The sequence below is a fragment of the Allobosea sp. GW823-FHT02B03 genome (genome assembly GCF_058797755.1).
On sequence record NZ_JBXAJY010000006.1, the window covers coordinates 253,226 to 267,271 of the forward strand.

13 protein-coding genes and 1 riboswitch are annotated in these 14,046 nt (G+C 69.2%); of the genes, 7 read left to right on the forward strand and 6 right to left on the reverse strand.

From position 1 onward, the window contains the following. Positions 1-184 precede the first annotated feature (184 nt). The 7 genes from AC1REK_RS21400 (at position 185) to thiE (ending at position 5,966) form a co-directional block, all read left to right on the forward strand. Positions 185-1,213 (forward strand): OmpA family protein, encoded by a 1,029-nt coding sequence (locus AC1REK_RS21400; protein WP_492270272.1) that lies wholly within the window; start codon positions 185-187, stop codon positions 1,211-1,213. A 133-nt stretch (positions 1,214-1,346) separates the two neighbouring features. Further along, positions 1,347-1,640, forward strand: a complete 294-nt coding sequence (locus tag AC1REK_RS21405) for a hypothetical protein (RefSeq protein ID WP_316021580.1) — start codon at positions 1,347-1,349, stop codon at positions 1,638-1,640. Between the two features lie 74 nt (positions 1,641-1,714). Beyond that, positions 1,715-1,915: a hypothetical protein gene (locus AC1REK_RS21410; protein WP_327521374.1), complete on the forward strand. Its 201-nt coding sequence runs from the start codon at positions 1,715-1,717 to the stop codon at positions 1,913-1,915. Positions 1,916-2,092: 177 nt separating this feature from the next. Further along, positions 2,093-2,293, forward strand: coding sequence for a hypothetical protein (locus AC1REK_RS21415; protein WP_492270271.1), 201 nt, complete (start codon positions 2,093-2,095; stop codon positions 2,291-2,293). A 106-nt stretch (positions 2,294-2,399) separates the two neighbouring features. Then, positions 2,400-2,504, forward strand: a riboswitch (TPP riboswitch). Positions 2,505-2,583: 79 nt separating this feature from the next. Beyond that, a complete protein-coding gene (gene thiC / locus AC1REK_RS21420; protein WP_492270270.1) occupies positions 2,584-4,461 on the forward strand; it encodes a phosphomethylpyrimidine synthase ThiC in 1,878 nt (625 codons plus the stop codon). Further along, on the forward strand, positions 4,458-5,207 hold the full coding sequence (locus AC1REK_RS21425) for a hydroxyethylthiazole kinase (protein WP_316021576.1): 750 nt from the start codon (positions 4,458-4,460) through the stop codon (positions 5,205-5,207). Before thiC ends, AC1REK_RS21425 begins: the two co-directional genes overlap by 4 nt. Before the next feature lie 90 nt (positions 5,208-5,297). After that, positions 5,298-5,966, forward strand: coding sequence for a thiamine phosphate synthase (thiE, locus tag AC1REK_RS21430; protein WP_492270269.1), 669 nt, complete (start codon positions 5,298-5,300; stop codon positions 5,964-5,966). 18 nt (positions 5,967-5,984) lie between these two features. Here thiE and AC1REK_RS21435 read toward each other — a convergent pair whose 3' ends face one another. From AC1REK_RS21435 to AC1REK_RS21460, 6 genes are all read right to left on the reverse strand, one after another. Beyond that, complete coding sequence (locus tag AC1REK_RS21435; protein ID WP_492270268.1) at positions 5,985-7,697, reverse strand: hypothetical protein; 1,713 nt, start codon at positions 7,695-7,697, stop codon at positions 5,985-5,987. Between the two features lie 89 nt (positions 7,698-7,786). Further along, positions 7,787-8,818: a proline racemase family protein gene (locus AC1REK_RS21440; RefSeq protein WP_492270267.1), complete on the reverse strand. Its 1,032-nt coding sequence runs from the start codon at positions 8,816-8,818 to the stop codon at positions 7,787-7,789. Positions 8,819-8,906: 88 nt separating this feature from the next. Then, positions 8,907-9,869: a tRNA pseudouridine(55) synthase TruB gene (gene truB / locus AC1REK_RS21445; RefSeq protein WP_492270266.1), complete on the reverse strand. Its 963-nt coding sequence runs from the start codon at positions 9,867-9,869 to the stop codon at positions 8,907-8,909. Beyond that, complete coding sequence (gene rbfA / locus AC1REK_RS21450; protein WP_492270265.1) at positions 9,856-10,296, reverse strand: 30S ribosome-binding factor RbfA; 441 nt, start codon at positions 10,294-10,296, stop codon at positions 9,856-9,858. The genes truB and rbfA overlap by 14 nt, the downstream gene beginning before the upstream one ends. A 157-nt stretch (positions 10,297-10,453) precedes the next feature. After that, positions 10,454-13,294 carry a translation initiation factor IF-2 gene (gene infB / locus AC1REK_RS21455; RefSeq protein WP_492273820.1) on the reverse strand — a complete coding sequence of 947 codons (2,841 nt, stop codon included), beginning with the start codon at positions 13,292-13,294 and terminating at the stop codon, positions 10,454-10,456. Further along, complete coding sequence (locus AC1REK_RS21460) at positions 13,291-14,019, reverse strand: RNA-binding protein (protein ID WP_492270263.1); 729 nt, start codon at positions 14,017-14,019, stop codon at positions 13,291-13,293. Before AC1REK_RS21460 ends, infB begins: the two co-directional genes overlap by 4 nt. Positions 14,020-14,046: the final 27 nt, after the last annotated feature.

Sequence of the window (14,046 nt, forward strand, 5' to 3'; positions counted from 1 at the left end):
CGGCGGCGCCGCCCAGCCCAGCCCGGCTCAGCCTGCCCCCGCTCCGAATGCCGGCCGCACGCCGGGTGCCCCGCCGCAACCGGGAGCCGCGCCATCGCAAGCTGCACCTGCACCCGGACAATCGCCTGGCGCGCCAGCGCAACCCGGAGTCGCACCCGGCCAGCTCCAGCCCACTCCACCCGGTATGCCGGGACAGTCCGGCCAGCTGCCGCCTCCAGAGCGTCAGGGCCGGCGTGGCGGCATCGGCCTCGGCGGCGCGGCCGCGATCGGGCTCGGCGCGGCCGCGATCGGCGGCATCATGGCGACGCAGGGCGCCGACCGGCTCGACGATGTCCGCAGCCGGCGGCAGGAGACCCGCGAGGGCGACGTCACCATCATCCGCGAGCCCGGCCGGACGCTCATTCGCGGCGACGATGACCGCGTCATCATCCGCCGCGACGAGAACCAGCGCTTCCGCGATCTCGGCCTCGACACCCGCAGCGAGCGCCGCGGCGAGGAAACGGTGACGGTCTATGACCGGCGCGACGGCACGCAGATCGTCACGGTGACGGATGCCGATGGCCGGCTTCTGCGGCGCTCGCGGCGCGAGCGCGACGGCGCCGAGATCATCATCATCGACAATATGCGCCGCGACGGGCCGCGCCCGCGCTTCGCCGAGGAGGTGGTCGAACTGCCGCCGCCGCCGCTGCGCATCCCGCGCGAGCGCTATATCGTCGATGCCGGGCACGCCGATGAGCGGCTGATCTACGAGACGATCACCGCCCCGCCGGTCGCTCCCGTGCCGCGTCGCTACACGCTGGACGAGGTGCGCTACTCGCCGGATTTGCGCGCCCATATGCGCAGCGTCGATGTCGACACGATCAACTTCGATTCCGGCTCCTGGACGGTCGGCGCCGACCAGGGGCAGCGCCTGCGGGTGCTGGCGCAGGCCGTGATGCAGGCGGTCGAGCGCACGCCGAACGAGGTCTTCCTGGTCGAGGGCCATACCGACGCGGTCGGCGCCGATATCGACAACCTGTCGCTCTCGGACCGGCGGGCGCAGTCGGTCGCCGAGATCCTGACCCGCGACTTCGGCGTCCCGGCCGAGAACCTGACGACCCAGGGCTATGGCGAGCAATATCTCAAGGTCCAGACCCAAGGTGACGCCCGCGAGAACCGCCGCGTGACCTTGCGCCGGATCACGCCGCTGCTCACCGGCCAGAACGCGCAGTGAGACGAGGCCCGGGCGATCCCTTCACGGGCGCCCGGGCCGCTCGCAAATTGCGATGGAACTTCGGCGCCCTCGCGCGTTGTGTGGTCAGGCCGGAGTTCGCCTGCTGCCGGCCCGACGAGCGCAGGAGGGCCCGATGCGCAGATCATTCTGGTTCCTGATGAGCCTGGTGCTCATCGGGCTTGTCGCTGCGGAAGCGGCTGCCGGACAGGAATCGTCCGGCCCGGACATGACGACCATCCAGCGCGAGCGCGCGCCCGGCGTGCCGATGACGCCCAATGTAGGCGATGTTCAGAGGGACGAACCGGCCGCCGAGCGCGCCGAGGTCCGGCGCGAACGCGAGCGAGTGGCGCGCGACCGGCGCGGCCCGGCCCAGCCGAACCGCGACCTGCCGATGCCGCGGGGCGTGCCCTCGATCATCGCGCCCTGATCATTCGAGAGCGCGGGGGAGGATTCAGATTTGCGTAAGGGCTCGCCGCCTATGGTCGCGGCGAGGAGTTTGCCATGAGCGAAATGTCGACCGCGATCGCCCAGAGTCTGGTCAGCATGCGCTCGGCCGCGACGCAGCAGACCATGCAGCTCGAAATGGTCAAGCAGAACGCAAAGGCCGACCAGGCCCTGGTCACGATGCTGCAGCAATCGGCCGAGCAGCAGAAGGCCACGCTGCCGGCCGGCCAGGGCGGCAATCTCGACGTCACCGCCTGATCGCCTGGAGCTAATCCGCGTTTCGCGGAATAGCTCCAGTCCATTGATTACCGCATTTTCTTCACGCGAACCGGTACCCACTTCGCTCGAAAGCGCTTTGGCGCCGCCACAACTCGCGGTTTCCGATTCAGATTCGGGTAAGGCGTGCGCTCTATCCTCGAGGCGAGGGAGGAGAGCATGAGCGACTCGTCTTTTCTGATCGGCGAGAGCTTCGTCGCCCGGCGCACTGAGCGGCCCCAGCCGGCGCAGCAGAGCGACATGCAGAAAGAGCTGGACGATGCCCAGCGCGGCCTCGTCGAGATGCTGGAACGCAGCATCGCGGAACAGAAGGCGGCGCTTCCCTTCGGCCAGGGCGAGCATCTCGACGTCACCGTCTGAGCCACGGCGACGGCGAGCGGCAGCGCCGGCCTTTCCGCATGTCCCCATCACATGGCCGCCGGGCCGAAGCCGGCTTGCTTCCTCTCTCGACCGCCTCTAACCTCCGCCTTGTTCCGAGGGGTGCTCGCAAGAGCTGAGATGGCGTCCGACGCCGAACCCGTCGAACCTGATCCGGGTCATACCGGCGGAGGGACTGGAACGCGGCCTACGCCCTATTTGTAGCCGCATAACAGCGACTGGACCGTCCAGACACCCGGATCTCCTGAACCTTGGACCAAGGAGGAGATCCCATGAACGCCCATACCAAGCCCCAGAAGAATTCCGTCAAGGCCGCGCCGCAAAGCGTGACGACCGGGCCGATCATCGGCTCGCGCAAGATCTATGTCGCGGCTCCCGAGCATCCCGAGATGCGCGTGCCCTTCCGCGAGGTGGTGCTGACCACCGATGCCGAGCCGCCGGTGCGCATCTACGATCCGTCCGGGCCCTATACCGAGACCGATGTGCAGATCGACCTCAATGCCGGCCTGACGCAGCCGCGCCGGGCCTGGCTCGATGCGCGCGGCTTTACGACCGTGCCCGGCCGCGCCGTCACCGCAGCCGACAACGGCAACATCTCGGAGGAGCATCTGGTCCCGGCCTGTCCGGCGCAGCGCCCGATCCTCGAGGCCAAGCCCGGCCAGATGGCGACGCAGTACGAATTCGCGAAGGCCGGCATCATCACGCCCGAGATGATCTACGTCGCGCATCGCGAGAATCTCGGCCGCGCCGCGATGCTGGACGGCGCCAAGGAGCGCCATGCCGATGGCGAGAGCTTCGGCGCCTCGGTGCCCGAATTCGTCACCCCGGAATTCGTCCGCGAGGAGATCGCCCGCGGACGCGCCATCATCCCCGCCAACGTCAACCATCCCGAACTGGAGCCGATGGCGATCGGCCGGAATTTCCTGGTCAAGATCAACGCCAATATCGGCAACTCGGCCGTGACCTCCGGCGCCGCCGAGGAGGTCGAGAAGCTGGTCTGGGCGATCCGCTGGGGCGCCGACACGGTGATGGACCTCTCCACCGGCCGCAACATCCACAACATCCGCTCCTGGATCCTGCGCAACTCACCGGTCCCGATCGGCACGGTGCCAATCTACCAGGCCCTGGAGAAGGTCGGGGGCGATCCGATCAAGCTCGACTGGGAGGTGTTCAAGGACACGCTGATCGAGCAGGCCGAGCAGGGCGTCGACTATTTCACCATCCATGCCGGCGTGCGGCTTCCCTATGTGCCGCTGACCGCCAGCCGCGTCACCGGCATCGTCTCCCGCGGCGGCTCGATCATGGCGCGCTGGTGCCTGGCGCATCACAAGGAGAGCTTCCTCTACGAGCGCTTCGACGAGATCTGCGAGATCATGCGCAAATACGACGTCTCGTTCTCGCTCGGCGACGGCCTGCGTCCGGGCTCGATCGCCGACGCCAATGACCGTGCCCAGTTCGCCGAGCTGGAGACGCTGGGCGAGCTCACCAAGGTCGCCTGGGACAAGGGCTGCCAGGTGATGATCGAGGGCCCCGGCCATGTGCCGATGCACAAGATCAAGGAGAACATGGACAAGCAGCTGCGCGAATGCGGCGAGGCACCGTTCTACACGCTCGGACCGCTGACCACCGACATCGCGCCGGGCTACGACCACATCACCTCCGGCATCGGCGCGGCGATGATCGGCTGGTTCGGCTGCGCCATGCTCTGCTACGTCACGCCGAAGGAGCATCTCGGCCTGCCTGACCGTGACGACGTCAAGACCGGCGTGATCACCTACCGGATCGCCGCCCATGCCGCCGACCTCGCCAAGGGCCATCCGGCCGCGAAGCTGCGCGACGATGCCTTGTCGCGTGCCCGCTTCGACTTCCGCTGGGAGGACCAGTTCAACCTGGCGCTCGATCCGGACACGGCGCGGTCGTTCCATGACGAGACGCTGCCGAAGGACGCCCACAAGGTCGCGCATTTCTGCTCGATGTGCGGGCCGAAGTTCTGCTCGATGAAGATCACCCAGGACCTGCGCGCCGAGGTGCTGGCGATGGGCGAGAACGAGCGGGCGGCTCTCGAAGCCATGGCGAGCGAGGGCATGGCGGCGAAGTCGGAGGAGTTCCTCAACAAGGGCGCGCAGCTCTACCTGCCGGCGGCCGAATGAGCGCGGTGATGGCGATGGACCGGCTCGACGCTGCGCGCGTCGCCTCGGTCCTCGCCCGCGTGGTGGAGAACCGTCCGCGGGTGCAGTGCCTGACCAATACGGTGGCGCAGAACATCACGGCGAACATGCTGCTCGCCTTCGGAGCGATCCCGTCCATGGCCATCCATGTCGACGAGGTCGCGGCGATGGCGGAAGGCGCCGGCGCGATCCTGATCAATATCGGCACGATCAATGCCGAGAGCGAGCTCGCCATCCCGAAACTGCTCGAGGTGGCGCGCGAGCGGGGCAAGCCCCTGGTCTTCGACCCGGTCTTCGTCGAGCTCTCGCCGCTGCGCCAACACATCGCCCGCGAGGTGCTGCGCCTGCCGAACCTCGTCGTGCGCGGCAACGCCACGGAAATGACGGCACTCGCCTTCGATCTTGCCTCGGCCGAAGGGGTCACCCGGGTCACCACCGGCAAGGTCGACCGGATCGAGAGCGGCGCGGCGAGCTTCTCGGTCGCGCATGGCCACCCGCTGATGACCAAGGTCACCGGCGTCGGCTGCGCGGCGGGGGCGCTGATCGCCGCCTGTTGCGCCGTCGAAAAGGACCCGGCCATCGCAGCAGCGGCGGCCTTGACGGCCTATGGCATCGCCGGCGAAATCGCCGCGGAACGCTCGCGCGGACCCGGCAGTTTCGCAGTCGAGCTCGTCGACGCCCTCGCCGGCATCGACGAGGCGACACTGGCGCAACGCATGGCGGGGTGATACCCGCCGCGGGAGCCGAGAGCGCAGGGCGGCAATTTCGCCTCCCTGCGCCCGCAAGGCACCCGGCACGATGAGAACAGGAAGACCGCCATGACCGTCGACATCAGCCTCTACGGCATCGTCGACCCGCAGATCGCCCGTGGCCGCTCGCTGGCCGACATGGCGCGTGAGGCGGTCGAGGGCGGCGCGACGCTGATCCAGCTGCGTGCCAAGAACGAGACGACGCGCGAGATGGTGCGCGAGGCCCGCGCCATCCGCTCGGCGCTGCACGGCACCAATGTTCCGCTGCTGATCAACGACCGGGTCGACGTCGCGCTCGCCGCCGGCGCCGACGGCGTCCATCTCGGCGCCGACGACATGAAGCTCAGCGATGCCCGCCGGCTGCTCGGCCCGCGCGCCATCATCGGGGCGACGCTGAACAAGGTCGAGGACCTGCCCGAGCTGGCGGCCGCGAAGATCGACTATGCCTGCGCCGGCGCGGTCTTCTCCACGCAGCACAAGGACGATGCCAAGGCGCCGCTCGGCATCGAGGGGTATTCTGCGCTGCGGCGCGCGGCGGCGCAGGCGCTCGGCGATCTTCCGGTCGGCGCCATCGCCGGGATCGACGCCGGCAATGCCGGCTCGGTGATCGCCGCCGGCGCCGACGGCGTCGCGGTGATCGGGGCGCTGTTCGGCGGGCAGGACATCACGGCGGCCGCTCACGCGCTGCGGGAGGCGGTGGACGCTGCGCTGGCGCGGCGGCTGGCGGCCCCGGTCTGATCGCCAGGGGGCAGCCGCTCAGCCCCTCAGATACATGTCCCAGCAGGGCGAGAGCGCGATCCTGGTCCGCCCTTCCAACGCCTTGCCGAAGTGCTCGAGGATCATGCCGCGGGCCGTGGTCTGCGGGCATTTCGGGGCCATGATCGCATCGAGCTCGCGCAGATCCTCCAGGGCCTGAGCTGCGACCTTCGGGTTGCTGCGGAACGGGTCGATGCCGATCGGGACATGGCGCGGCGGTCTGCGGTCGAGCTGGCGGTTGAACAGGTCGACGAAATCGAGCGTGAAGAAGCCGTTGAGCTCGCGCTTGTTGGCGTTCTCCCAGGCGCGGATCGCCTCGATGCCCTGCTCGGCCTCGAGCAGCCAGGTCGCCTGATAATCGATCGCCGAGTAGAGAATGAACGAGGGCAGCTGGCCCTTGGCGGAGAGCTCGGCATAGGCGCTCTGGTTCCGCGCGTAATGCTCCAGCATCAGCGGCGCGCGCTCGGCGATCTCGCGCTTGACGCTGACCCGGCCGATCCGGCCGAGATCGTCGACGCGCAAGGCTTCGTAGGTCGGCGCGCCGAGCATGGCGCGGGCGCCACGCTCGATGAAGATCAGGGCCGAAGGCAGGGACGCGGCGAGGAGCAGCACCAGCACGACCGGGCGAAGCCGATCCGTCCGCCCCTGCCATTCCAGCAGGATCGCCAGCAGCAATGGCCAGAGCGCGATGAATTCGAGGCTGCCGGTGTTCTGCGTCTCGAAGAAGATCAGGGCGAACAGGGTGACCGCGAGCCAGCCGGTGGTCGAGACCGCAAGCCCGCGCAGGAAGGAGCCGAAAGCCGCCGGGCGGTCGCGCCAGGCCAACCAGACCAGCACGCCAAGGAGGACGAGCACCGAGCCGATGACGTTGAACTTGACCGAGGCCACGGTCAGGAAGCGCGGCAGCAACGCCCCGGTATTGAGTGAGAGCAGGGTCAGGATGTCCTCGACATAGGCCCGGACCAGGCCGGTGCCGAGATCGAGAAGGGCGAGGATCGCGAGGACGGCGGCGGCGGCGAGAGCGGCATCTCGGAAGCGCATCCGGCCGGTCAATACGGCATAGCCGACCAGCATGGCGCCGCTGACGGCGCCGGTGACCTTGACCAGGAACAGCGCCAGCATCAGCGCCGCGACCAGTAAGGTCAGGAGCAGCGGGCCGCGTACGAAGAACAGCGTCGCTACCAGCACATAGAGCAGCAGGCAGATATGCCGGTTGTAATGGCCGAAGCCGTCGAGGCCCGGCAGCGGGTAGAGCTCGTGCAGGTTGATCGGCAACGAGGCGAAGAGCAGGAAGGGCAGCAGCAGGGCCAGCGCCTGCCCGCGCGAGCGCTGCGCGACATGGAAGGCCACGATGGCGAGCAGCGGCAGGGCGACGGGCAGCACGCCCCAGTTCGCGAGCAGGATCGGATGCGCCTTTGGAAAGGCGAGGTCGAGGCCGGCGACGAGGTAATAGCCGAGCGGGCCGACCGGCGCGAAGAAATCGATGCTCGGGACCTGACCTTCATGAATGCGCTGGGCCGCGTCGAAATAGACCGCGGTGTCCCAATAGTTGGAACCCAGCGGCAGGCGCAGCGGCAGGAGCAGCCCGGCCAGGACAAAGGCGAGAAAGAGCGCCAGCCAGAAGGCGGGACTGGACGCGAGCCGACGCAGGCTCCAGGCAGCGTCGCCTTCCGCCGCGAGTGCTCGCTGCGTCTTTACAGTGCCCATCGCCATGCTCGCCTTCCTGGTCGCGCGGGAGACTGGCAGCAAAACCTTACCGGGAGCCTGCGACGACCGGCGAATGATGGCGGAACCGGCCTTTTCTAACCCTGCGCCGGGGCGCCCGGTATGTCTGCGAAGCGTCGCGGCAGGGCAAAGCCATGGCGCAGCGGATCGTCCGGCTCGATGACGAAGCTGCCTTCCCCGGCAAGATGGCTCGTGCCGGCGACCGTGACGGTGACGGCACCGGCAGCAGGGTATTCGACCGGGCCGACCACCGTGCCGGTAAAGGCTCCGCCGGTAATGCTGCGGAAGCTGCGGCTCCTGCCCGTCGGGATCAGGCCCCTGGCATGGTCCAGCGCCATGCGCGCGGTCACGCCGGAGCCGGTCGGCGAGCGGTCGATCTGGCGTTCGGCGAAGACGCAGAGATTGAAGCTCTCGGCCTCCGGCCCGGCCTCGTCGGTGACGATGGTGCCGTAGAGAAAGCCGAGGTCGGGCTCGGTCGGATGGGTGATCGCGCGTGTCGCCCGGACCCTGTCCGTCAGCGCCCCTGCCGCGGCTGCGATCTCCTCGACCGGCGTTGCGAACAGGTCGAGCCCGAAGCGCGAGGCCGGCAGGATGCAGTAATACGCGCCGCCATAGGCGATGTCGGTGACGACCGTGCCGAAGCCGGGCAGCGCGACCGCAAGATCGCGAGCCTCGACGAAGGCTGGCACGCTCTCGAAACTGACCTTGCCGACCTTGCCACCTTCGAACTCGCAGGCGAGGCGCAGCAGGCCGCAGGGCGCCTCGATGGCGAAGCGGGTCACCGGCTCGACCGCCGGCACCAGCCCATGATCGATCGCATAACGGCCGAGCGCGATGGTGGCGTGGCCACACATCGTCGAATAGCCCTCATTATGGGTGAAGAGCACGCCGAAGGCCGCCTCGGGAGCGGTCGCGGCCACCGGGATGACGCCGTACATGCCGTCATGGCCGCGCGGCTCCAGCATCATCGCCCGGCGCAGATGATCGTGGAGCTCGCGGGCCTGCCGGCGTTTCTCCAGAATGGTCGCGCCGGTCAGCTCGGGATAGCCCGAGGTGACGATCCGGACCGGCTCGCCACAGGTATGGTAGTCGATATAGGCAAGGCGCATGGCTGGGCTCCCGATGGCGGCTCCGCCATCGCTGCCCAGCCTAGCCGGATCATGCGCCGCCGCCAGAGCCGCAGCGGCGCCTCAAGCCTCAGAGATTGAAGACCCGGTGGGGGACGAACTCGCCCTGCTCGATCGAGCCGGTGGCGATCAGCACGCCGCCGCAGGTGGTGTAGACCGCCTGGGCCTCGACCGGCGCATCGCGCCCGCGCAGCAGGATGCTCTGGCCGCGCTTGAGCCTGAGCGCCGCATCGCGATGGATCACGATCTCCGGGATCAGCGACAGGGCGGTTGCGACCGGCCGCAGGGCCGTGGCCGCAGCTTCCGCTCCCTCGCGCAGGGTTTCGACCGAGACCGCATCATCGACCCCGAAAGGGCCGACACGGGTGCGCCTGAGATGGGCGACATGGCCGAGGCAGCCGAGGGCCAGGCCAAGGTCGCGCGCGATGGCGCGGACATAGGTGCCCTTGCCGCATTCGGCCTCGAATGTCGTCGTCTCCGGCGAATGCGAGACGATGCGCAGCGAGGTGATCTCGACCGGGCGCGCCTCAAGCGTCACCTCCTCGCCATCGCGGGCGAGGTCATAGGCACGCTCGCCGGCGATCTTGATCGCCGAGAATTTCGGCGGCACCTGCTGGATCGTGCCGGTGAAGCGCGGCAACAGCGCCAGGATCGCGTCCTCCTGCGGCCGTGCCTCGGAGGTCGCGACGACCTTGCCCTCGGTGTCGTCCGTGTCGGTCTGCGAGCCCCAGGCGACGGTGAACTGATAGGCCTTGCGGCCATCCATGACGAAGGGCACGGTCTTGGTCGCTTCGCCGAGCGCGATCGGCAAAAGGCCGGAGGCGAGCGGATCGAGCGTGCCGGCATGCCCGGCCTTCTTGGCCGAGAAGGCGCGCTTCACCACGCTGACCGCATGGGTCGAGGTCATGCCGACCGGCTTGTCGAGCACGACCCAGCCATGGACATCGCGCTTCTTCGGGCGCGGCGCAAATTCCCTGCCGCCCGCTTCCCTGGCGCCCTCGGCCGGGGCTCCGTTCTCGTCAGTCATCGTCATGGGGCTTGTCTTGATCGGTCTGGTCGATGCGCAGCGGCTTGCGATCGGTGTCGCGGCGCACGGCGTCGGAATCGAGCAGCGCATCGATGCGCGCCGCCTCGTCGAAGCTCTCATCCTGGCGGAAGCGGACGTCCGGGGCGTATTTCAGGTTCACCCGATGGGCGATCTCGCCGCGGATATAGCGCTTATGCGCATCGAGCGCCTTCAGCACGGTCCCGACATCCTCGCCGCCGAGCGGCATGATGTAGCAGGTCGCGAGCTTGAGATCGGGCGAGAGCCGGACCTCGGGCACGGTGATGACATGCTTCGCCAGCACGTCATCGTGGATTTCGCCCCGCGCCAGCATCTCGGCGAGGGCGTGGCGGATCAGTTCGCCGACGCGGAGTTGACGCTGCGAGGGACCGGAGGTTTTTACAGGTTTTGCCATGGTTCTCGTTCTCCGGGATCGGACCGGATGAGCGTGGATTGTCAAAGCGCCGTGGCCGGGCTTGGCCCGGCCACCTGGTGACGTTCACGCGCGCCAGAGGCGCGATCTCTCGGTGAAGATGGTCGGGCCCCAGACCCGACCATCGGAAGCGAAAGCCTCAGAGCGTGCGCTTGATCGCCTCGACGCGATAGCACTCGATGACGTCGCCGGCACGCATGTCCTGGTAGTTCTCGAAGGACATGCCGCACTCCTGGCCGGCCACCACTTCCTTGGCGTCGTCCTTGAAGCGCTTGAGCTGGGCGAGCTTGCCCTCGTGGACCACGACGCCGTCGCGGATCAGGCGGACATTGGCGCCGCGCTCGATCGTGCCGTCGGTGACGCGGCAGCCGGCGATCTTGCCTACCTTCGAGACGTTGAAGATCTCGAGGATCTGGGCATTGCCGAGCATGGTCTCGCGCAGGGTCGGCGCCAGCAGGCCGGACATCGCGTCCTTAACGTCATCCATCAGGTTGTAGATGATGTTGTAGTAGCGAATCTCGACGCCGGCCCGCTCGGCCGCCTCGCGCGCTTCCTTGTGGGCGCGCACGTTGAAGCCGACCACGACCGCGCCGGAGGCCTGCGCCAGCGTCACGTCCGACTCGGTGATGGCACCGACGCCCGACTGCAGCACGCGGGCGCGCACCTCGTCATTGCCGACCTTCTCGAGCGAACCGACGATGGCTTCGACCGAGCCCTGCACGTCGCCCTTGACGACGAGCGGGAACTCCTTGCGGCCGGCGCCTTCCTTGAGCTCGCGCATCATCTCGGCGAGCGAGCGGCCGGCGCCCGAGCCGGCGCCGCGCGCGGCGAGGCGATCGCGCTTCTGGCGCTCGCGGTAATCGGTGATCTCGCGGGCACGCGCTTCCGACTCGACGACCGCAACGCGATCGCCGGCCTCGGGCGTGCCGTTGAAGCCGAGAACCTCGACCGGCAGCGAGGGCGGAGCCTCCTTGATCTGGGCGCCGGTGTCGGCGATCAGCGCGCGGACGCGGCCCCATTCGGAGCCGGCGACGACGATGTCGCCGGTGCGCAGCGTGCCGCGCTGGACGAGCACGGTCGCGACCGGACCGCGACCACGATCGAGCTTGGCCTCGATGACCGTGCCTTCGGCGGCGCGATCGGGATTGGCCTTGAGGTCGAGCACCTCGGCCTGCAGCGCGATCGCGTCGAGCAGCGTGTCGAGACCCTGACCGGTCTTGGCCGAGACCTCGATCTCGAGCGTCTCGCCGCCGAGCGACTCGACCTGGATCTCGTACTGCAGCAACTCGGACCGGACGCGGTCCGGGTTGGCGTCGGACTTGTCGATCTTGTTGATCGCCACGATCAGCGGCACCTTGGCCGCCTTGGCGTGGTTGATGGCCTCGACCGTCTGCGGCATCACGCCGTCATCGGCGGCGACCACGAGCACGACCACGTCAGTCACCTTGGCGCCGCGGGCACGCATCGCCGTGAAGGCGGCGTGGCCGGGGGTGTCGATGAAGGTCACCTTCGAGCCCGAAGGCGTCGTCACCTGATAGGCGCCGATATGCTGGGTGATGCCACCGGCCTCGCCGGTGACGACATGCGTCTTGCGGATCGCGTCGAGCAGCGAGGTCTTGCCGTGGTCGACATGGCCCATGATCGTGACGACCGGCGGGCGCGAAACCAGCGCCTCGTCGGTGTCGGGCGTGTCGAAAAGGCCCTCTTCGACGTCGGATTCGGCGACGCGCTTGACGGTGTGGCCCATTTCCTCGGCGACGAGCTGGGCGGTGTCGGCATCGATCACGTCGGTGATCTTGTGCATCGCACCCTGCTTCATCAGCAGGCGGATGACGTCGACGCCCCGCTCCGTCATGCGGTTGGCGAGTTCCTGGATGGTGATCGTCTCCGGGATGACCACCTCGCGCATCACGCGCTCCTTGGCGACATCCGAAGCGCGGTGACCGGTCATGCGCTGGACGCGGCGGCGGAAGGCCGCGACCGAACGCGTCCGCTCGTCGTCTCCGCCCGTGGCGTTGGAGAGCGTCAGGCGGCCGCGCGGCTTCTCGCCGGCCTTCGGGGTCTTGGGTGCCGGGACCGGCGCGCCACGCGGCGCTCCGCCGGGGCTGCCACCCGGGCGGCGGAAGGCGGGACGCGCCTCGCCGTCATCGGGGCGGCTGCGCGGGGCGCCAGCGGAAGCGGGCGCCTGGCGCGCCGGCCGGGCGACGAGCGGCTCGGCCGTGGCATTGGCGTCGGGACGCGGCGGACGCGGCGTGTCGGGGCGCGGCCGGCGGAAGTCGAGGCTCGGCGGACGGGCGCCGACATCGCGCATCGGCGGACGCGGCGAGCCGTAGTCGCGCGGGCCGGACGGTGCCGGGCGCGGCGACGAAGCATAGGGGGCGGCAGCGGCAGGTGCAGGCGAAGCCGGAGGCGCGGCCGGCGCCGAAGGGGCCGGGGCAGCAGGCGGCGCAGCCGGACGCGGCGCGGCGGTTTCCTCGCGCTGGCGCATGGCGGTATCGGCCCGGCGCTTGCGCTCCTCCTCCTGGCGCTTGCGCTCCTCTTCCTCGCGCTGGCGCGCCAGGGCGGCCTCGCGCTCGGCACGCTCGCGCTCCTCGCGGGCGGCGCGCTGGCGCGCCTCTTCCTCGGCGCGGGCGCGGGCTTCGGCCTCGCTGGCGCGGGCATCGGTCAGGGCGCGCAGACGCGCATCCTTCTCGTCGTCCGAAAGCGTGCGCAGGAGCATGCCGCCGGCCGGCCGAGCAGGGGCCGGCTGCGGGCGCGGCGGGACAGGAGCCGACGGCGGCTGCGGAGCGCGCGTGACCGGCGCCGGAGCGGCAGGCTCATGGCCGCCGACGCGGCGCTTGACCTCGACGACGACCTGCTTCGAACGCCCATGCGAGAAGCTCTGCCGAACCGTGCTCTGTTCGACAGGCCGCTTCAGCGACAACGTCTTGGGAGGCGTCACGCTCAAGGTCTTGTCGCCCGGGTTCTTGGTGTCAGTCATTCCGCTTTCGGTCCTGCCGGTTCGGTCTTCGTTTGATCTGCAGCGTCGGATTCCGCCGGGTCGATAGACGGCGCCCCGCCAGCATCGTCCGTCCGAAAGCGGACGAGCCGACGCCAGCGCGAGAGGAAGCCCTCGGTCGCCGGTCCCGGAACAAGGGCTGCATGTATCACATGCTCACGCCCTAACGCCAGTTCCAGTTCGGCCGCCGCGAAAATCGCGACAACCGGGATATTGCGCGGCTTCAGCCCGGCCTCGGCGCGGGCCGTGGCGGCCCGGTGCAGGGCCTGCCCGATCTTGCGCTTGCCGTCCTCCGCGCCGTCGCTCGCGGCGACGATCGCCGCGGCCTGGCCCGAGCCGGCAAGCGTCTCGACCTTGCCAAAGCCGGTCGAGACGAGGCCGGCCTTGTTGGCCATGGCGAGTGCCTGGATCGCGTCGCGCACCATCAGCGCGTCGATCTCCTCGGCCAGCGTCGCCGAAACCACGACCTTCTGCTTCAGCGAGCGCTCGAACGCCTTGCGCTTGACCGCCAGGCCGACCGCAGCGGCGCTGAGGCCGACCCAGACGCCACGTCCCGGCAACTTACGCCGAAGATCGGGCACCAATATGTCGCCCGGCCCGACGACGAAACGGATCAGGTCCTCGGGCGCGCGGGCCTGGCGCGTCACCACGCAGGTCCGCTCCTGGGCCTTGTCCGCCCGGCCCTCGCGTCCGGCCCGCGGCGCCATGGCGCGGTCTGCGGCCTTCGTGCTCAG